The 16,554-nt window shown below is 69.3% G+C and carries 21 protein-coding genes and 1 tRNA gene; 7 read left to right on the top strand and 15 right to left on the bottom strand.

Features of this window, described 5'->3' with window-relative positions; translation table 11 throughout:
- Nucleotides 1–21 precede the first annotated feature (21 nt).
- A complete protein-coding gene (locus K2X73_RS02480; protein ID WP_294108243.1) occupies nucleotides 22–1,005 on the top strand; it encodes an SPOR domain-containing protein in 984 nt (327 codons plus the stop codon).
- Here K2X73_RS02480 and serB read toward each other — a convergent pair.
- Nucleotides 1,002–1,871: a phosphoserine phosphatase SerB gene (gene serB, locus K2X73_RS02485; protein ID WP_294108244.1), complete on the bottom strand. Its 870-nt coding sequence runs from the start codon at nucleotides 1,869–1,871 to the stop codon at nucleotides 1,002–1,004. The two genes, K2X73_RS02480 and serB, sit on opposite strands and share 4 nt — an antisense overlap.
- Here serB and miaA point away from each other — a divergent pair.
- Nucleotides 1,864–2,832: a tRNA (adenosine(37)-N6)-dimethylallyltransferase MiaA gene (gene miaA, locus K2X73_RS02490; protein ID WP_294108245.1), complete on the top strand. Its 969-nt coding sequence runs from the start codon at nucleotides 1,864–1,866 to the stop codon at nucleotides 2,830–2,832. The two genes, serB and miaA, sit on opposite strands and share 8 nt — an antisense overlap.
- A 175-nt stretch (nucleotides 2,833–3,007) precedes the next feature.
- Here the strand turns inward: miaA and K2X73_RS02495 are convergent, their stop codons facing one another.
- Complete coding sequence (locus tag K2X73_RS02495) at nucleotides 3,008–3,787, bottom strand: queuosine precursor transporter (protein WP_294108360.1); 780 nt, start codon at nucleotides 3,785–3,787, stop codon at nucleotides 3,008–3,010.
- A gap of 69 nt (nucleotides 3,788–3,856) precedes the next feature.
- On the opposite strand from K2X73_RS02495, the gene K2X73_RS02500 reads away from it, so the two are divergent.
- Nucleotides 3,857–3,933 (top strand) — tRNA-Arg (locus tag K2X73_RS02500).
- A gap of 21 nt (nucleotides 3,934–3,954) precedes the next feature.
- Here the strand turns inward: K2X73_RS02500 and K2X73_RS02505 are convergent.
- The 7 genes from K2X73_RS02505 to K2X73_RS02535 all read right to left on the bottom strand — a co-directional run bounded on the left by K2X73_RS02505 (nucleotide 3,955) and on the right by K2X73_RS02535 (nucleotide 7,801).
- Nucleotides 3,955–4,707 (bottom strand): pyrroline-5-carboxylate reductase dimerization domain-containing protein, encoded by a 753-nt coding sequence (locus K2X73_RS02505; RefSeq protein ID WP_294108361.1) that lies wholly within the window; start codon nucleotides 4,705–4,707, stop codon nucleotides 3,955–3,957.
- Between the two features lie 32 nt (nucleotides 4,708–4,739).
- Entirely contained in the window at nucleotides 4,740–5,243 is a 504-nt protein-coding gene (locus K2X73_RS02510) for a YbjN domain-containing protein (RefSeq protein ID WP_294108246.1), read from the bottom strand.
- A 105-nt stretch (nucleotides 5,244–5,348) separates the two neighbouring features.
- Nucleotides 5,349–5,606, bottom strand: a complete 258-nt coding sequence (locus tag K2X73_RS02515; RefSeq protein ID WP_294108247.1) for an accessory factor UbiK family protein — start codon at nucleotides 5,604–5,606, stop codon at nucleotides 5,349–5,351.
- A gap of 11 nt (nucleotides 5,607–5,617) precedes the next feature.
- Nucleotides 5,618–6,172: a TspO/MBR family protein gene (locus K2X73_RS02520; protein ID WP_294108248.1), complete on the bottom strand. Its 555-nt coding sequence runs from the start codon at nucleotides 6,170–6,172 to the stop codon at nucleotides 5,618–5,620.
- 70 nt (nucleotides 6,173–6,242) lie between these two features.
- A complete protein-coding gene (locus K2X73_RS02525; RefSeq protein WP_294108249.1) occupies nucleotides 6,243–6,977 on the bottom strand; it encodes a TlyA family RNA methyltransferase in 735 nt (244 codons plus the stop codon).
- Entirely contained in the window at nucleotides 6,978–7,436 is a 459-nt protein-coding gene (locus K2X73_RS02530) for a transcriptional repressor (RefSeq protein ID WP_294108250.1), read from the bottom strand.
- 38 nt (nucleotides 7,437–7,474) lie between these two features.
- The gene (locus K2X73_RS02535) at nucleotides 7,475–7,801 is read right to left on the bottom strand and encodes a MerC domain-containing protein (RefSeq protein ID WP_294108362.1); all 327 of its coding nucleotides are present in this window, start codon (nucleotides 7,799–7,801) and stop codon (nucleotides 7,475–7,477) included.
- Between the two features lie 247 nt (nucleotides 7,802–8,048).
- Here K2X73_RS02535 and K2X73_RS02540 point away from each other — a divergent pair, with 247 nt between their 5' ends.
- From K2X73_RS02540 to rpsI, 4 genes are all read left to right on the top strand, one after another.
- Nucleotides 8,049–9,044 (top strand): COX15/CtaA family protein, encoded by a 996-nt coding sequence (locus K2X73_RS02540; protein ID WP_294108251.1) that lies wholly within the window; start codon nucleotides 8,049–8,051, stop codon nucleotides 9,042–9,044.
- Complete coding sequence (locus K2X73_RS02545; RefSeq protein ID WP_294108252.1) at nucleotides 9,019–9,819, top strand: hypothetical protein; 801 nt, start codon at nucleotides 9,019–9,021, stop codon at nucleotides 9,817–9,819. The genes K2X73_RS02540 and K2X73_RS02545 overlap by 26 nt, the downstream gene beginning before the upstream one ends.
- Before the next feature lie 114 nt (nucleotides 9,820–9,933).
- Nucleotides 9,934–10,413 (top strand): 50S ribosomal protein L13, encoded by a 480-nt coding sequence (gene rplM / locus K2X73_RS02550; RefSeq protein ID WP_294108253.1) that lies wholly within the window; start codon nucleotides 9,934–9,936, stop codon nucleotides 10,411–10,413.
- Nucleotides 10,413–10,946 (top strand): 30S ribosomal protein S9, encoded by a 534-nt coding sequence (gene rpsI, locus K2X73_RS02555; protein ID WP_294108254.1) that lies wholly within the window; start codon nucleotides 10,413–10,415, stop codon nucleotides 10,944–10,946. The genes rplM and rpsI overlap by 1 nt, the downstream gene beginning before the upstream one ends.
- A gap of 65 nt (nucleotides 10,947–11,011) precedes the next feature.
- Here the strand turns inward: rpsI and K2X73_RS02560 are convergent, their stop codons facing one another.
- The 6 genes from K2X73_RS02560 to chlG are packed head-to-tail and all read right to left on the bottom strand — an operon-like array spanning nucleotide 11,012 to nucleotide 16,505.
- The gene (locus tag K2X73_RS02560) at nucleotides 11,012–11,740 is read right to left on the bottom strand and encodes a metallophosphoesterase (protein ID WP_294108255.1); all 729 of its coding nucleotides are present in this window, start codon (nucleotides 11,738–11,740) and stop codon (nucleotides 11,012–11,014) included.
- Nucleotides 11,740–12,561 (bottom strand): diacylglycerol kinase family protein, encoded by an 822-nt coding sequence (locus K2X73_RS02565; RefSeq protein ID WP_294108256.1) that lies wholly within the window; start codon nucleotides 12,559–12,561, stop codon nucleotides 11,740–11,742. The genes K2X73_RS02560 and K2X73_RS02565 overlap by 1 nt, the downstream gene beginning before the upstream one ends.
- Nucleotides 12,562–12,609: 48 nt before the next feature.
- On the bottom strand, nucleotides 12,610–13,062 hold the full coding sequence (locus tag K2X73_RS02570) for a TspO/MBR family protein (protein ID WP_294108257.1): 453 nt from the start codon (nucleotides 13,060–13,062) through the stop codon (nucleotides 12,610–12,612).
- Nucleotides 13,063–13,093: 31 nt separating this feature from the next.
- Nucleotides 13,094–14,263 carry a geranylgeranyl diphosphate reductase gene (locus K2X73_RS02575; RefSeq protein WP_294108258.1) on the bottom strand — a complete coding sequence of 390 codons (1,170 nt, stop codon included), beginning with the start codon at nucleotides 14,261–14,263 and terminating at the stop codon, nucleotides 13,094–13,096.
- Nucleotides 14,260–15,564: a BCD family MFS transporter gene (locus K2X73_RS02580; protein WP_294108259.1), complete on the bottom strand. Its 1,305-nt coding sequence runs from the start codon at nucleotides 15,562–15,564 to the stop codon at nucleotides 14,260–14,262. Before K2X73_RS02580 ends, K2X73_RS02575 begins: the two co-directional genes overlap by 4 nt.
- Nucleotides 15,561–16,505 (bottom strand): chlorophyll synthase ChlG, encoded by a 945-nt coding sequence (gene chlG, locus K2X73_RS02585; RefSeq protein WP_294108260.1) that lies wholly within the window; start codon nucleotides 16,503–16,505, stop codon nucleotides 15,561–15,563. The genes K2X73_RS02580 and chlG overlap by 4 nt, the downstream gene beginning before the upstream one ends.
- Nucleotides 16,506–16,554 lie beyond the last annotated feature (49 nt).

Below are 16,554 nucleotides of genomic sequence, written 5' to 3' on the forward strand. Positions count from 1 at the left end.
GTTAAGGGCGGAGGACAGCGGGTGAAGCTAGGATTTGGGGCGGCGGTGGTGGCGCTGGCGGGGCTGCTGGCGGCGGGCGGCGCGATGGCGCAGAGCAAGCAAAGCGTGAAGGACGGGGTCGATGCCTATCAACGCGGCGAATTCCGTCGCGCGGTCGACATCTGGCGCCCCTTCGCGATCAAGGGTGATGCCGATGCCCAGTTCAACCTGGGCCAAGCCTATAATTTCGGGCGCGGCGTGCCGGTCGATCTGGGGCTCGCCGAGCAATGGTATGGGCGCGCCGCCGCGCAGGGGCATGAAGCGGCGACGCTGAACTACGGGTTGATCCTGCTACGCAACGGCAAGCGCGACGAGGCGGTGCCGTGGCTGGAAAAGGCGGCGAGCCGTGGCCAACCGATCGCGCAACTTCAACTCGGCACGATGCTGTTCAATGGCGATTCGGTGCCGAAGGACTGGGTGCGTGCCTATGCGCTCGTCACCCGCGCCGAGGCGGCCAAGGCGCCCAAGGCGAGCGAAACGCGGGCGCAGATGGATCAGTATATCCCGGCCGATGTCCGTCAGCGCGGACTGGCGCTCGCCAAGCAATATGAAACCCAAGCGGGCACCCCCGCGCTTGCCGCCGCGCCCGTCGAAGCCGCGCCGGGCGACACGGCGCCGACGATCCAGGCGACCGACCTCCCGCCGTCACGCCCAGCCCTTGCCGCGACGCCGGCAGCCCCGCCCGCGCACGCCAAACCCGCGCCGCGCCAAGCCGCGGCAGCACCGGGCGGCGCCTGGCGCGTCCAATTCGGGGCGTTTCAGGACGAGGGCAACGCCAGGCGGCTCTGGCAAAGCCTCCAGCCGCGCGTCGGCGGCCTCGCGGGCTTGCAGCCGTTCCTGGTTAAGGCCGGGGGCTTCACCCGGCTCCAGGCCGGGCCGCTCGCAAGCCCCGCCGCCGCGCAACGCCTTTGCGCCGAGGTGCGGGGCAAGCAGCCCGGCCAGGCCTGCGTGCCGCTAAAGCCCTAAACGGTCCAATCGCGCCGGGCGATGCCCTGGGCGTAGAGCAACGCCGTCAGGTCGCCTCGCTCCACGCGCATATCGGCCTCCGCCGCGACTTTGGGCTTGGCGCGATAGGCGACGCCGAGCCCGGCCGCGCGCAGCATTGGCAGGTCATTCGCGCCATCACCAACCGCCAGCGTCTCGGCGAGCGGCAGGCCGAGCGCCGCGGCGGCGGCGCGAAGTTCCCGTTCCTTGGTAGCGGCATCGACGATCGGCGGCATCACCCGACCCGTCAGCCGCCCGTCCGCCACGTCCAGGCGATTGGCGACGATGCGTGAAAAACCGATCTTGGCGCCGACCGGCTCGGCAAAGGCGGTGAACCCGCCCGAGACCAGCACCGCCTCCGCCCCCCTCGCCCGCATCGTTCGCACCAGCGTACGCGCGCCGGGGCTCAGCCGCACGCGCTCGGCCAGGCACCGCGCGATCACCGCCTGATCAAGCCCCGCGAGCAACGTCACCCGCGCCGCGAGCGCGCCCGCGAAATCGAGCTCGCCGCGCATCGCCGCTTCGGTGACCGCCGCGACCTGGGGCTTGATCCCGGCATAATCGGCCAGCTCGTCGATGCATTCGACCGTGATCATCGTCGAATCCATGTCGGCGACGAGCAACCGCTTCTCGCGCCCCGCCGCCGGCTGGACGACCCAATCGAACGGCGCGCCGCCCAGTGCTGCTTTCGCCGCTTCGGGGTGGCGCGCGAAGGGCAGATCGGCGGCGGCGCCCCGGTCGAGCCAAGCAGGCGCATCGGGCAAGCACCCCGCCGCCGCCAGCGCGTCCTGCGCGGCGGCCACCTGCCCTTCGCCAATACCTTCAGCTATGAGCGTCGCGATGAACATGCTTCCTCCGCTCGCGCTCATCGCAGGGCCTACCGCGAGCGGCAAGTCCGCGCTGGCGATGGCACTGGCCGAAACCACTGGCGGGACGATCATCAACGCCGATTCGGCGCAGGTTTATGCCGAGCTGCGCCTGCTCACCGCGCGCCCCAGCCCGGCAGAGGAAGCGCGGGCACCGCATCACTTGTTCGGTCATGTCGCCGGAGGTGACGACTATTCCGCCGCGCGCTGGGCGGCGGAGGCGCGCGCGGTGATCGCCGAAGCACATCGGGAAGGTCGGTTGCCGATCCTCGTCGGCGGCACCGGGCTTTACCTGCGCACGTTGCTCGACGGGATCGCGCCGGTGCCCGCGATCGACCCGGCGATCCGCGGCGAGATCCGCGCGCTGCCCGTCGCCGAGGCGCACCGCGCGCTCGCCCTGCTCGATCCGGCGGCGGCTGCGAAACTCAACCCCGCCGACACCACCCGCGTCGCCCGCGCGCTCGAAGTGGTGCGATCGACCGGGCGGCCGCTCGCCGAGTGGCAGCGCGCGCGCGCGGGCGGCATCGGCGACGCGGTGAGCCTCCACGCGCTGGTGCTGCTCCCGCCGCGCGACTGGCTCTCCGAACGCATCGACGCCCGGCTCGAGGCGATGGTCGCGGCGGGCGCGGGCGAGGAAGTGCGCGCCCTGCTCGCTCGCCACGATATCCCCTCCAACGCACCCGTGCGCCGGGCGATCGGCGTCGCCGAACTCGCTGGCTGGATCGAGGGACGTTGGTCGCGCGGCGAGGCGATCGCACGGGCGCAGCTCGCCACCCGGCAATATGCCAAGCGCCAATACACCTGGTTCCGCAACCAGCCCCCGCCAGCATGGCACCGCTGCGAGACGACCGAAACCGCCGCGCGGCTCGCGATGCTAAAGTCGTTCTCAGCTTCGCTGAATCGGCGCCAGCCCACGCCTCCACCCGGCCTCCCAACAGCGTAATCCATGGGAGGTCGGGTGGAGGCGTGGGCTGGCGCCGCTCCTGTTTCAGCTCTGCCGAAGCAGACGCTAGAGCGGTTTTCGATCCGATAAAATCGGATCGCCGCTCCAGGCCTTTGTTTATCCGCGATTTCCGAGCCGGCAGGTGATTCCACCTGCCTGGAAATCGCTTTAGCCCTCAAACGTCCGCGCTGAACGGGGTGAAGTTGGTGCCCTCGTCATACACGTCCACGCCCTCGGCGCGTTTCAGGAAGCCGACCACGGCATAGGTGACGGGCGTCAGCACCACTTCCCAGCCCACTTTCAGCAGGAACTGGCTGAGCATCACCGCGAGCAGCGCCTGCACCGGCCAATCGGGCAGGCCGTAGAATGCGAGCGGGTAGAAGACGAGGCTGTCCGCCCCCTCGCCCACGATCGTCGAGCCGATCGTGCGGGTCCACAGCATCTTGCCGTTCGTCCAAATCTTCATCTTGGCGAGCACGACCGAGTTCAGAATGTCGCCAACCCAGAAGGCGCAGAGCGAGGCGAAGGCGATCCGTCCGCCGATCCCGACGCTGACATAGGGAAATTGTTCGACGCGGTGCGGCGGCAAGCCGAAAACATATTCGTAAGCCGCTTGCCCACCCCAATCCTTGGCCGGCGGCAGCGCGACCGTGACCCACTCCATCAGCACCAGGAAGACGAGCGCCGCGAAACCCGCCCAGATCACGCGCCGCGCCCGGGCATAACCGTAAACCTCGGTCAGCACGTCATCCAGCAGATAGGAAAGCGGGAAGAACAGGATGCCGGCCCCGAACGGCCACAGCCCGACGAACGGCAACTCCACCGCCGCGCGCTTGCCCGCGCCAACGACGTTCGACAGCACCAGGATGACGACGAACGCCGCCATCACGAAATCATAGTAACGGAAATGCGCGCCATGAACGTCGCGCGCGATCACCTTCTTAAGCAAAGCGATTCCCCCGCTTGGGCTCTGCCGTCTTATCGCTGTTTCGCGGCCGCGCAATCCGCGCTATCGCACGCGCGGGCGCCCGTAGCTCAGCTGGATAGAGCACGAGCCTTCTAAGCTTGGGGTCGCAGGTTCGAACCCTGCCGGGCGCGCCAATCTAATGCTCGAGGATGGCGCTACCCGCGCGCGGCCGCCGCCATCTCGCGGTTGCGGGCCTCGGAAGCGCGCAGCGTCACGACCAAAAGTTCAACCAACGCCTGGTCATCATCCAGCACATCCAGCCCCTTGCGGGTCGAGCCGCCGGGGCTGGCGACCTGATCGGCGAGCGCGCCGGGCGATACCGGGGCAGCCGCCGCCAGCGCCGCCGCGCCCTCGACCGTCGCCAGGGCGAGCCGCGACGCTTGTCCGGCCGGTAGCCCGAGCCGGGTGCCGGCGACGGAAAGCGCATCGATGAAGCGATAGAGAAAGGCCGGCCCGGAGCCGGCGAGCGCGGTCACCAGATCGAACCGTTCGACCCATTCGACCAGCCCGAGAGGCCGCATCAATGCCTCGACCGCCCCGCGCGCCGCGTCCGACACCGCGCCGTCGAGCGCGACCACGCCCTTGCCCAGCGCCACGGGCAGATTGGGCATTGCCCGCACCACCGCCCCGGCCGCGAAGCGCGCCGCGACCGCATCGGTCTCGACCCCCGCCAGGATCGAGATCAGCAGCGGCACGCCCGTCAGCCTCGCGGCATGGGCCTCCGCCGCCGCATCCAGCTGCTGCGGCTTTATTCCCAGCAGCACCGCGTCGGGCGGCGGCCCTTCCGGCAGCGCGCGTCCCTGCGCCACGCCCTCGGGCAGCGCGCGATCACCACGGTTGGCGACGAATACATCGCCCGGCGCGAGCGCGCCGCTCTCGATCCAGCGCCGCAGCATCGCCCCGGCCATCGTGCCGCACCCGACGAGCCAGAGGCGGCGGATCACGCCTCGCCCTGGGTCTCGGTGAGCGAGGCATCGAGCGCCTCGCGCGGGGTCTTGCCGCCCCACAGCACGAACTGGAACACGGGGTAGAAGCGCTCGCACTCGTCGATCGCCGATTCGACGATCATCTCGGCCTGTTCGAGCGCCAGCGTGCCGCCCTCGCTCGGATCGAGCATCGCCGCGTGGCGATAGAGCAGGATGCCGCTCGACGACCACAGCTCGAAATGGCCGAGCCATAGCTGCTCGTTCACCAGCCCGATCGCCTCATAGACACTGGCGCGGCGTTCCTCGGTCACGCGGATGTCGGGGAAGGCGAGGAACTGGAGCACGCCATCATCCTCGCGCCACAGCGCGCGCAGCTCATACTCGGTCCAGCTGCCCTTTACCTGCGCGACGATCTCATCGTCGGTGCGCTCATGGTTCCAGCCATGCGCCGCGTAGTAATTTTCGAGCATGTCGATCGGGGCGGCATCCTCGCGCTCGTCATCCTGTTCGTGGAGCATGGTCAATTCCCCTCGGCGAGCGTGGCGCCGGACATGGCGTGCCAAGCAACGCGCGAACCGGCAAGAGCGGGTCCGCGGTGCGGCGCACAAAATTGTGGACAAGCCTCAGGCGTCGCTGTTGCCCTGCGCTCTTTCCAGCGCGTCGAGCCGGGCGCGCAACGTCTCGGCCTCGTCGCGCGCAGCGGCCGCCATCGCCTTCACCGCCTCGAACTCGTCGCGCGAGACGAAATCGAGCCCGCCCAGCCACTCCTTGGTACGCGCGCGAAACCCCGCCTCGGCCTCGCGGCCCATGCCGGCCAGGGTGCCGGCGGCGCCGTTCACCAGCTTGGCAAGATCATCGAACAGGCGGTTTTCGCTTTGCATGGGCAGGTCCTTCACAGCCCTATCTGGGCACTCGATCCGGGCGCGACAAGCGCCTCGGCATTGGGATTGAGCCGATCGATCTTGTAGGTCAACAGCCCCGCGAAGCCGATCCAGGCGAGATAGGGCAGCATCAGCAGCGCGGCCGTGGCGCGGATGCGCGCGAAGACGATCGTGGCGGCAAGCGCCAGCACGAACATCACGCCGATCGTCACCAGCGACCAGAACACCAGATGCGCGCCGAAAAAGATCGGCGACCAGGCGAGATTCACGGCGAGTTGCGCCGCGAACAGGCCGATCGCCAGCCCGCGCGCCCGCGCGCCTCGCGCGTTGACGATCACCGCGATCGCGAGCCCCATCAGGATGTAAAGCGTCGTCCAGGCGACCGGGAACACCCAGTTGGGCGGCGTTTCCGCGGGCTTGACCAGCGCCTGATACCAGGCGTTCTCGCCGCCCGTCGGCACCAGGCGTGCGGCAGTGAACCCCAGCAACAGCACCAGCGGCACCGTGACCAGCGCCACCCGCATGAATTCCAACCACAATTGCCGCTTGGAGGCGACTTCGCGCACCGGCTGCTCCCGCTTCAGACCGCCGGGCTCCTAGTCTAATTGCCGGGGATCGTGAAGGCACCTTGATGGTTTACCGCCGCACCGCCGCGAGCAGGAACTCGACATTACCCTCGGGGCCGGTGATCGGGCTGGGGGTGATCCCCTCCACCAACCAGCCCTGCGCCGTGAACCACGCGGCCGCCTCGGCGCAGACCCGGGCATGAACGGCGGAATCGCGGACCACCCCGCCCTTCCCCACTTCCGCGCGGCCCGCCTCGAACTGCGGCTTCACCAGCACGAGCGCGCGCGCCGCCGGCTTGGCGAAGGCGATCGGGCGTTCAAGCACCTTGGCGAGGGCGATGAAACTCGCATCGCACACGATCAGGTCCACGGGCTCAGGGATATGCGCCTCGCTCAGCAGCCGGGCGCTGGTCTGTTCATGGACAATCACGCGCGCATCCTGGCGCAGTTTCCAAGCGAGCTGGTTGGTGCCGCTGTCGACCGCATAGACCCTGGCGGCGCCGCGGGTGAGCAACACATCGGTGAAGCCCCCGGTCGAGCTGCCGACGTCGATCGCGACCGCACTTGTCACGTCCCAGCCAAAATGATCGAGGCCATGCGCGAGCTTGATCCCGCCGCGTGATACCCAGGGATGATCGCGCCCGCGCACATCGAGAGGCGCGTCCTCGGCGAGTTGCACGCCCGGCTTGTCGAGCTTGCGTTCGGCGGAGAACACCAGCCCCGCCATCACCAGCGCGGCGGCGCGCGTCCGGCTTTCGGCGAGCCCGCGATCGACGAGCAGCTGGTCGAGTCGGCGCTTGGCCAATCAGGCGCAGGCGGCGCAGCGGCCGCGTACTTCGATCACCGGGCGTTCGGCGATGAAGCCGGCACGGCTGGCGGCGGCACGCACGCCGCTCGTCAGCGCGTCATCGTCAAGATGCTGGCTGCGACCGCACTGGTCGCATACCAGGAAGATGCAATCGTGCCGGCAGCCGGGATGGGTGTTGGCGACATAGGCGTTCGCGCTTTCCACCCGTCGCGCCAGATTGGCGCCCACGAACAGGTCCAGGATGCGGTAAACGCTATTGGCCGCCACCCGCCGCCCCTCTCGCTGGGAGACGGCATCGGCAATGTCATAGGCCGAGGCCGGCCGATCGAAGCCCTGCAGCGCCTCGAACACGCTGCCCCGCATCGCCGTCCATTGCTCGCCCGATCGTTCGAGCGTCGCCTGCGCGGCCTGGCGGAGCGCGCTGCTATCGGGTTCGTGATGATCGTGCTTAGCCATGGGTGGAGGCTATCGCCGGCAGCACGTGCCGGCAAGGCTTAGGCGACGGCGCGCCGGTTGAGATCGTGCCCCAAAGCGAGGATCGCGACGCCGATCAATGTCCACAATGTCTCGCCGCTACCGTCATGCGGCAGGCTGATCGCCCCGGCCATGATGCCGAGCCCCAGCCCGCCCATCGCCGCCGGCTGAATGAACCGATGGCGCAGCCCACCCAGCACCAGCGCCACCGCGCCAAGGACGATGGCGATCGCCAGCCCGACCTCATGAATCAGCGGATTGAGCAACAGACCGCCCACCGACGCCGCGAGCGCGACCAGCACCGCGGTCGTCAGGCAATGAATCGCGCACAGACCAGACAGCGCCATCGCCGCCCAATCGGCATGGGCTAGGCGAAGCTCGGGCACGCGCCAAATCGGTTGCCAGGTCCGTTCCATGGCCGGCTATATGCGCCGGTCCAAGCTAAGTTACAACATAACATCAGCGTTAAATTTCGCCTACGCGCATTTTTGCCCTGTGCGCGGTCGACGACGTGACGAACGCGATGCACGCTAGTAAAGGCCAACCATGCTTATGGATTCTCCAGCCCGGCTCCGCACCCGGCCGGGCGCGTTGATGTGGTGGCTTTACAGCGTGGCCGCGCTGATCGTGCTGATGGTCGCGGTCGGCGGCATCACCCGGCTTACCGAATCAGGCCTGTCGATCACCGAGTGGAAGCCGGTGACCGGCACCCTGCCGCCCCTCACCGAACAGGCCTGGGCGACCGAGTTCGCCAAGTATCAGCGCATCCCCCAATTCCGCGCGCACAACGCGGCGATGACGCTGGCCGGCTTCAAGGCCATCTATTTCTGGGAATATGTCCACCGCCTGCTGGGGCGGGCGATCGGCATGGCGTTTGCGCTGCCGCTGCTGTGGTTCGCGCTGCGCCGGCAGATCCCGGCGGGCTATGGCTGGCGACTGGTCGCGCTGCTGGCGCTGGGCGGGCTGCAAGGCGTGTTCGGCTGGCTGATGGTGCGATCGGGTCTCACCACGCGAACCGAGGTCGCGCCGCTTTGGCTCGCGACGCATCTGCTCACCGCCCTGTTCACGCTCGGCGGCATCATCTGGACCGCGCTCGACCTGCGCGCGCTGAAACAAACGCCATTCGCCCGGCCCGCGCGGCTGACGCCGCTCGGTGCAGGCGCGCTGGTGCTGCTCGGCATCCAGCTATTCTATGGCGCGCTGATGGCGGGCCTGCGCGCAGGCCATGCCGCCGCCGACTGGCCCTTGATGAACGGCCGCTTTTTCCCGAGCGAGGTGTTGGGCACGAAGCCGCTTGGCGCCCTGCTCGTCGACGATCCCTTCCTCGTCCATTTCATCCATCGGTGGTGGGCCTGGGTCGCGGTGGCGGGGCTGATCCTGCTCGCGCGCGGCGCGCGGCGCGCCGGCAGCCGCGCCGCCTCGGTCGCGGTGCATAGCGCGTTCGGGGTGCAAATCCTGCTCGGCATCGCGACGGTGATGACCGGGGTGAGCCTGTGGCTCGCGGCGCTGCACCAATTGGTCGGCGCGTTGCTGGTGGTGATGACGGTTTGGGCGGCCCATGTTAATGGCATACGCACCCGCACCAGCTGAACGGGCGTTGCTCGCGCTCGCCGCGCCGCTGCTCGTTGCCGCGTTCGCGCCCGCCGAGGGCGTCACCTATCAGCTGCGCCTGACCGAGCAGCGGATCACCGCGCGTGGCCAAACCGAGTTCGTCGCCGAGCGGCGGCTGCAATTCACCCGGGAGGGTGACGGTTATCGGGCCGTGGTGACGATCGGCCCCGCGCGCGCCGCGGGCGGCCCGCTCGCAGGGCTGTTTCTGCGCGGCGCCCAGGGGCTCGTGGGGCGAACGCTGGTGATGCATCTGGACGCGAACGGCACGGTGACCGCGATCGACGATCTGGCTGATCACTGGCGCACTTATTGCGATGCCCTCGCCGCGCCAGGCACCGACGCGCCGTTGCCCGCAGCGGTGACGGCGATGATCGCCGGGCTACGTCAGGCGAGCGAGCCTCAGCAGCTCCGCACGTTGGGTACGCTCGTCACCAGCGTGATCGCCGGCGCGCGTGAAACCGCCCTGGACGGCGATCGCCCGGTCCGCCTGCCGGCGCGGGACGGGGCGGGTATGCTCGACGGCCAGGAAAGCGTGACGCGCGATCCGAGAGGGCTGACCATCCTCACCAGCGCTACTGGTCCGCTCGCCCGCGGCGACGCCCAAGGCCGCGTCGCCTTGGAGCGCGAGGAGCGCATCGAGCGCGGCCTCGTCGTCCGTACCCGCGAGACGCGTCGGCTATGGCCGCAGGGTGGCGACGCCGAACCGAGCCTGACGATCATCAGCGGCGGCGAGCTGAGCCTTGCGGTAAAATAATACCCGTCAGCAAAGCCGCGCGTTACTTGACTTTCTGGACACCCTCCGTAGAGAGGCCGGCGTTCCGCCGCCCCTCATCCGGGCGGCGCTTCGTATTTTGAAAGGGTCTGCCCGATGAAGGCGCTGATGAAGACCACCAAGGCGATCAAGCCCGCCGAGGTGGAAAAGAAGTGGCATATCGTCGATGCCGACGGCCTGGTGGTCGGTCGCGCGGCGACGATCATCGCCAATGTCCTGCGCGGCAAGCACAAGCCGAGCTTCACCCCGCACGTCGATTGCGGTGATAACGTGATCGTGATCAACGCCGACAAGGTGCGCTTCACCGGCCGCAAGCTGGGCCAGAAGGTCTATTACAAGCACACCGGCTATGCCGGCGGCATCAAGGGCATCACCGCCGCCAAGGTGCTGGAAGGCCGTTTCCCCGAGCGTGTGCTGGAAAAGGCGATCGAGCGCATGATCTCGCGCGGGCCGCTGGGCCGCCAGCAGATGCGCAACCTGCGCATCTATGCCGGCGCGACGCATCCGCACGAAGCGCAGAACCCCGAAGTCCTCGACATCGCGGGCATGAACCGCAAGAACAAGGTGGGCCAGTAATGTCCGACAATCGCCAGTCGCTTTCCGATCTCGCCGCGCTCGCGAGCGCGCCGCGCCCGGCCGCCGCGCCCGTCGCCGGTGAAACCGTGGCGGCCGCCCCGGTGCAGGCCGAACCCACGCCGCTCCGCCCGCAGCAGCTCGACAAATACGGCCGCGCTTACGCCACCGGCCGCCGCAAGGACGCGGTCGCGCGCGTGTGGCTGAAGCCCGGCAGCGGCAAGATCGTGATCAATGGGCGCGATCAGGAAATCTATTTTGCGCGCCCCACGCTGCGCCTCGTCATCAACCAGCCGTTCGGCGTCGCCGAGCGCGAGGGGCAGTATGACGTGATCTGCACCGTGAAGGGTGGCGGGCTTTCGGGCCAGGCGGGCGCCGTGAAGCACGGAATCGCCCAGGCGCTGACTCGGTTCGAGCCGGCGCTGCGCTCGCCGGTGAAGGCCGCGGGCTTCCTGACGCGTGACAGCCGTACCGTGGAGCGCAAGAAGTACGGTCGCGCCAAGGCACGCCGCAGCTTCCAGTTCTCGAAGCGCTAAGACGCTCTTCGTCGCAAGGCAAAACCGGGGGGCGGTGCTGGCAACGGCGCCGCCCTTCGCTTTGGTCAACGCATCTCCCGCACACGCACATCCAGCCGATCCCCCGCGATCACCAGCTCGTTGAACGAGGGCCGCGTCGCGCGTACGCGCTCCGAAAGGGTGCCCGCCCCGATCAGCCGTACCGTGCCCGCCGCCACCTCGTGCGCCACGTCATAAGGGTCATGGACATGCCCCGTGAGCACCGCCCGCGCGCCGGCGGCGGCGAGTTCGACCAAGGCGCCCGCCCCGCCCCGCGTCCGCGCGGTACTGTGCGTTCCCGCCTCGACCAGCGGATGGTGGCAGGCGACCAGCATGAACGCATCCTCGGGTACCGCCTCGGCGAGCGCCAGCGCCGCCGCCAGCTGCGCGCGGCTGATATGGCCTTTTGACCAGTTGATCCGCCACTGGAAGCGCGCAGTCGTCCGCAACGGAACGATCGCGACGCCCTTTACCGCGAGTGGCCGCTCAACCAGCCGTTCGAGCCGGGAATAGCGCGCATAAGGCTGGGCGAAGCGCGCCCAAGGGTTGAAATAAGGCAGATCGTGATTGCCGGGCTCGACCGTGACCGGCACGCCAAGCCCTTCGAGCCAGCGCGCCGCCGCTTCGAACTCATGGCGGCGGGCGCGCATGGTGAGATCTCCGGTCATGATGACGGCATCGGGCCGTTCGGCGCGGACGGTGTCGGCGAACCAGGCGACGGCGGCCTTGTCCTCGGCACCGAAATGCACGTCGCTCACATGGAACAGCCGCGCCATCAGGCGGTCTTCAGGAACTGCGGCCGGGTCTCCCCCGCGCGGATCACGAGATCGGGCTCGATCATCACCGGCTCGCCATCGAACAGCGCCAGCACGGGCCGGCGTTCGGCGGTGCGGAGTTCGGGTGCCTTGATTTCGGTGACGGCCGCGGCGTTCACCCAATCGCCGGTGAGAAATTCCCAGCCGAGCGCGAGGATCGATCCCCAGTCGCGCGCATCGATCGCGGCAATCCGCAAACGCCCCCCGACCGCCTGGACGAATACCGCCTGCACGCGGCGCGGCAGGCCCGCGAGCCCGCGCAACCGCAGCCCCTGGCCAAAGGTCCGTCCCCACGCGCCCCGCGCGGCGCGCAGCATCTGGCGCAGCTTGCCGGCGCGCGCCGCCTCCCGCGCGCGGACCCAGCTCGCGGCAGGCCCCAGAATAAGCCCGACAAACGCGCGGTGCTGTCCTGCCTCGACATAAGGCAGCGCGATACGTTCGGCACCCTGGTGCGCCGCATGGATGATGTCGGCGGGCTCGGCCTCGCCATGGAGCAGCTTGGCGAGCAGGTTCATCGTACCCCCGGGTAGGATCAGCAGATCGCCCCGCCAGTCCGCGAGCGCGCAGGCCGCCGCGTTGATCGTGCCGTCGCCAGCGAACAGCACCACCGTGTCGATCCCGGCGGAATCGAGCGTGCCCGGCTGCGGCAAATCCTCGTCCGGAAAACGCGTTCGTCCACCGAGCTGCAGCCCGCGCTCGCCGAACAGCGCCTCGAGCGCCTCGCATTTCTCTTCGCTCGCCGAGCCGGAACCCGGATTGGTGATGAACCATAATCGCTGCATGGCCGGCTAAACGCGGCGCCGGCCGGATAGTGCCATGGCTCGCTGCGCTTAAAGTCCCGGATTGAGCCGAACCACGTCCCAGGTGAACCAGGCGGCGAAGCTCACCCAGCCAACATAGGGAAGAAGCAAGACCGCGCTCCCCCGCGAGAAGCGCATCGCCTGAACCACCAGCGCCAGCGCCGAGGGCAGCAGGAACAGGCATTCCATCAACGCCCAGCGCGGCGCCTGGAAGTGGAAGAACAAATAGCTCCAGCCGATGTTGAGGAAGCCGGTGAGCGCGAGCGAGGCGATCAGCAGATCGCCCTCGCGCGGCGGGCTCGCACGCCAGGCGCTGGCGCCGGCGATCGCCGAGAGGCCATAGATCGCGGTCCAGCCCAGCGCGAACAGCCGCCCATTGGGCGCATAGTCCGGCAGGTTGAGCGCATAGTACCACGGCCCGGTGACGCTGATCGTCGCCCCGATCGCGACCACCAGGCCGGCAACGAGCGCGCCGACCGCCATCGGAAACAACCAAGCGCGGCGCGGCGGTCGCTCAGCGTGCGACGCCAAGGAGGTGCCCCATGTCTTTGACGAAGATGCGGAAGTGCGCGAGGGGTTCGGCACGGACCAGCTCCTTGTTCATATAGGCCTGCCAGGTGAGCTTCTGGACGTCCTTGTCTTCGCAGATCTTCACGAAGCGCTCGCGGCGCTTGTCGCTGCGATACCAGAAGTGCTGCATCATCCGCAGGATGAAGAAGACCCGGCCATGCGCCTTCATGAACGCGCGGCGCGCCTGGGCGAGCGCCTTGGGGTTGCCGGTCGCGAGGAACGCGTCGATCGCTTGCGCGGCGCAGCGGCCGCACGCCATCGCGTAATAGATGCCCTCGCCCGATGCCGGCGCGACGACGCCCGCGGCATCGCCGGCGACGAGCACGTCGCGGCCATTGTCCCAGCGCTTCAAGGGCTTGAGCGGGATCGGCGCGCCTTCGCGGCGTACCGTCGGACAATCGTCCAGCCCCGATTGCGCCCGCAGCCGCGCGGTCGCGTCGCGCAGCGCGAAGCCCTTATGCGCGCTGCCAACACCGATGCTGGTCTGCGGCCCGTGCGGGAACACCCAGCCGTAGAAGTCCGGCGAGATATGGCCCTGATAGACGACGTCGCAGCGCGCCGGATCGAAGGCGGCGCTGGCGGGCGGGGATTCGACCACTTCGTGATAGGCGAAGACGCATTTGCTGCGCGCGCCGGGCAACGCCGTGCGCGCCACGGCCGAGTTGGCGCCGTCCGCGCCGATCACCGCGCGCGCCCGGACGCGCTCCTGCGCGCCGCCGCGTGCATCGCGATAGACGACGACCGCGGTGCCATCCGCGTCGCGCTCGATCCCCTCGAACGCCCCGGTCCGCCGCTCGGCGCCCGCGAGCGCGGCGCGGCCGCGCAGCCATTCATCGAACGGCCCGCGATCGACCATGCCGACGAAACCATCGCCCACCGGCATCTCGACCGCCTTGTGCGAGGGCGCGATCATCCGCGCCGCGGTCGCGCGGGCGACGAGCAGATGGTCGGGAATGTCGAAATCGCGGATCAATCGTGGCGGGATCGCGCCACCGCATGGCTTGATTCGCCCGGCGCGATCGAGCAGCAGCACCCGCCGCCCGGCCCGCGCCAGATCGGTCGCGGCGGTCGCGCCACTCGGGCCGCCGCCTACCACCACCACATCATAGGTCATAGCATCGCCTCCCGAAACTTGGGGGAACCGGCGCGCATCCCGGTCGCGAGCAGCGCCGCGAGCAGGAACAGGCCGGCCTCGACCGCGAACACGCCGGCGAACGATTCCGCCCCCGCCCCCATCGCGCGGAGAAGATCGACGCCCAGCGCGCCGCTCAGCCCGCCCAGGCCGAAGGCGATCGCCTGCGCCGCGCCCCATACGCCGAGCCGCAGCCCCTCGCGCGCCGGGCCGGCACTACTCGCCAGCCCCATCATCGCGCCGATCGCCGCCACCGCGAACACGCCATTGGCGAAGCCCAGCAACCAGACATTCGCGGCGAGCGGCCAGGCCGGGCCAATCCGCGCGGCGATGCCAAGCCCCGCCAGCGCCAAGGCCGATCCCATGCAGCCGCCGACGATCCAGCGCCGCAGCGCCGCCGGCGCGCCGCCGCCAAAGGCCGAACCGCCGATCCCGGCGAGCAGCATCCCGACGAGAACCCCGCTATGCTGCAGCCCCGACAAGCCGGTCGATTGGCCAGGGGTGAAGCCGAACACCAGCCCCGCGAACGGCTCCAGGATCAAATCCTGCATCGAATAAGCCAGCATCGACAGGAACACGAAGCCGGTGAAATGCCGCGCGTCACGCTCGGCCAGCATCTCGGCGAGCGCCGCGCCGAAGCTCTGTGTCGGCACTTCCTCCGCCGGCACCACCCGTCCGCGCGGCTCGACGCCTCGCACCGCCCCCCAGGCGAGCAGGAACGCGCCAACCGCGATACCACCCGAGACCATCGCCAGCCGGAACGGGGAGAAGGGATCGACCAGCTTGCTCGCGATCGCGGCGGTAACGACGATGCCGGCGATCATCATGATCCAGCTCGTCGCCGCCGCCGCCGCGCGGCGCTCGGGCGCGACCAGCGTCGCGAGCAGCGCGAGGAGCGAGGTGCCCGCCGCCCCTACCCCGGCGCCGATCAGCGCATAGGCGGTAATCGCCATCAGATAACCCAGTGGCGCGCCCGCGGCGAGCATCCCCAGGCTATCGACCGCAAGCAGGCTCCCCAGCATCAGGGTCGCCATGCCGCCGACGATCCAGGGGGTGCGCCGCGCGCCCCGGTCCGATCCATGCCCCCAAAACGGCCGGGCGAGCTGCACGCCATAATGCCAGGCGACCAGCCCCGCCGGCAGCGCCAGCGGCAGGGCAAGCTCGACGGTCATGATTCGGTTGAGCAGCGAGGTGCTGAGCATCACGCTCGCGCCGATCGCGCTCTGCACGAGTCCGAGCCGGACGATCCCGCCCCAGCCCAGCCCGGGCACGCCCGCGCTCACCAATGCACCCCGCCGGCAAGCCCGAGCGCCGCGACGAGCATCCCGAGCACCGACAGCCCCGTTCCGGTCGCGTTATACCAGGGCGCGCGGCCGACCGGATTGGCGATCAGCTTGGGCATCAGCGCGAGCTGTGCCGCGAGCAGGCCCGCGATCACCAGCGCAGCGAGCAGATGCCCCAGCGCGGCGAGCAGCAGCACGACCACCAGTTGCGGCACCGCCATCACCACACAGGCCACCCAGGCGGCGCGCACCGGGCCGATCGTGGCGGGCAACGAGCGGATGCCGCAGGCACGGTCCCCCTCGATCGCCTTGAAATCGTTGAGCGTCATGATGCCATGCGCGCCGATGCTGTAGAGCAGCAGCACCGCGAGCACCGGCGCCGAGGGCATCGCCCCCGCCGCCACCGCCGCGCCGGTGAACCAGCTCAGCCCTTCATACGTGAAGCCGACGACGCCCGGCCCCCACAGGCCGCTCAGCTTCAACCGGGCGGGCGGGGCGCTGTAAGCCCAGGCGCAGATGAGCGCGAGGACCGTCGCCGGCACCACCCAGCGGCTGGCGAAAGCGGCGATCAGCGCGGCGAGCGCGAGCGACACCGCGCTCCCGATCAGCGCGATCCACAGCCCCCAACGCCCGCCGATCCGCCCCGAGGGGATCGGTCGCCCGGGCTCGTTGATCGCGTCGACATCGCGATCGAACCAATCGTTGATCGCCTGGCTGGTGCCGCATACCACCGGCCCGGTCAGCACGATGCCCAGCAGAATGAAGGGTAGCTGCGCCCGCAGCGGCGCGCCGGCGGAGATCACGCCGCATAGGAACGCCCAGATCGGCGGAAACCACGTGATCGGCTTGAGTAGCTCGAGGACATCGCCCGCTTTGGGCACGGCGCGGCCGGGGAGCGGCGAAAGGGGCGCGAACGCGGTACGCTGAGTCGACCGGGCCATGCGCCAAGGCTACGGCCGTCAACATTTCACGTCAATTATGATTGTCTAT

The organism is Sphingomonas sp., from assembly GCF_019746665.1.
Classification (GTDB): Bacteria; Pseudomonadota; Alphaproteobacteria; order Sphingomonadales; family Sphingomonadaceae; genus Sphingomonas.

Excerpts from the sequence above, each read along its gene's own strand:
- miaA (WP_294108245.1), top strand. The coding sequence starts at position 1,864 with ATGAACATGCTTCCTCCGCTCGCGCTCATCGCAGGGCCTACCGCGAGC.
- serB (WP_294108244.1), bottom strand. The coding sequence starts at position 1,871 with ATGTTCATCGCGACGCTCATAGCTGAAGGTATTGGCGAAGGGCAGGTG.
- K2X73_RS02505 (WP_294108361.1), bottom strand. The coding sequence starts at position 4,707 with ATGGCCGGGGCGATGCTGCGGCGCTGGATCGAGAGCGGCGCGCTCGCG.
- K2X73_RS02510 (WP_294108246.1), bottom strand. The coding sequence starts at position 5,243 with ATGCTCCACGAACAGGATGACGAGCGCGAGGATGCCGCCCCGATCGAC.
- K2X73_RS02515 (WP_294108247.1), bottom strand. The coding sequence starts at position 5,606 with ATGCAAAGCGAAAACCGCCTGTTCGATGATCTTGCCAAGCTGGTGAAC.
- K2X73_RS02530 (WP_294108250.1), bottom strand. The coding sequence starts at position 7,436 with ATGGCTAAGCACGATCATCACGAACCCGATAGCAGCGCGCTCCGCCAG.
- K2X73_RS02535 (WP_294108362.1), bottom strand. The coding sequence starts at position 7,801 with ATGGCGCTGTCTGGTCTGTGCGCGATTCATTGCCTGACGACCGCGGTG.
- K2X73_RS02540 (WP_294108251.1), top strand. The coding sequence starts at position 8,049 with ATGTGGTGGCTTTACAGCGTGGCCGCGCTGATCGTGCTGATGGTCGCG.
- K2X73_RS02545 (WP_294108252.1), top strand. The coding sequence starts at position 9,019 with ATGGCATACGCACCCGCACCAGCTGAACGGGCGTTGCTCGCGCTCGCC.
- rplM (WP_294108253.1), top strand. The coding sequence starts at position 9,934 with ATGAAGGCGCTGATGAAGACCACCAAGGCGATCAAGCCCGCCGAGGTG.
- rpsI (WP_294108254.1), top strand. The coding sequence starts at position 10,413 with ATGTCCGACAATCGCCAGTCGCTTTCCGATCTCGCCGCGCTCGCGAGC.
- K2X73_RS02560 (WP_294108255.1), bottom strand. The coding sequence starts at position 11,740 with ATGGCGCGGCTGTTCCATGTGAGCGACGTGCATTTCGGTGCCGAGGAC.
- K2X73_RS02565 (WP_294108256.1), bottom strand. The coding sequence starts at position 12,561 with ATGCAGCGATTATGGTTCATCACCAATCCGGGTTCCGGCTCGGCGAGC.
- K2X73_RS02570 (WP_294108257.1), bottom strand. The coding sequence starts at position 13,062 with ATGGCGGTCGGCGCGCTCGTTGCCGGCCTGGTGGTCGCGATCGGGGCG.
- K2X73_RS02575 (WP_294108258.1), bottom strand. The coding sequence starts at position 14,263 with ATGACCTATGATGTGGTGGTGGTAGGCGGCGGCCCGAGTGGCGCGACC.
- chlG (WP_294108260.1), bottom strand. The coding sequence starts at position 16,505 with ATGGCCCGGTCGACTCAGCGTACCGCGTTCGCGCCCCTTTCGCCGCTC.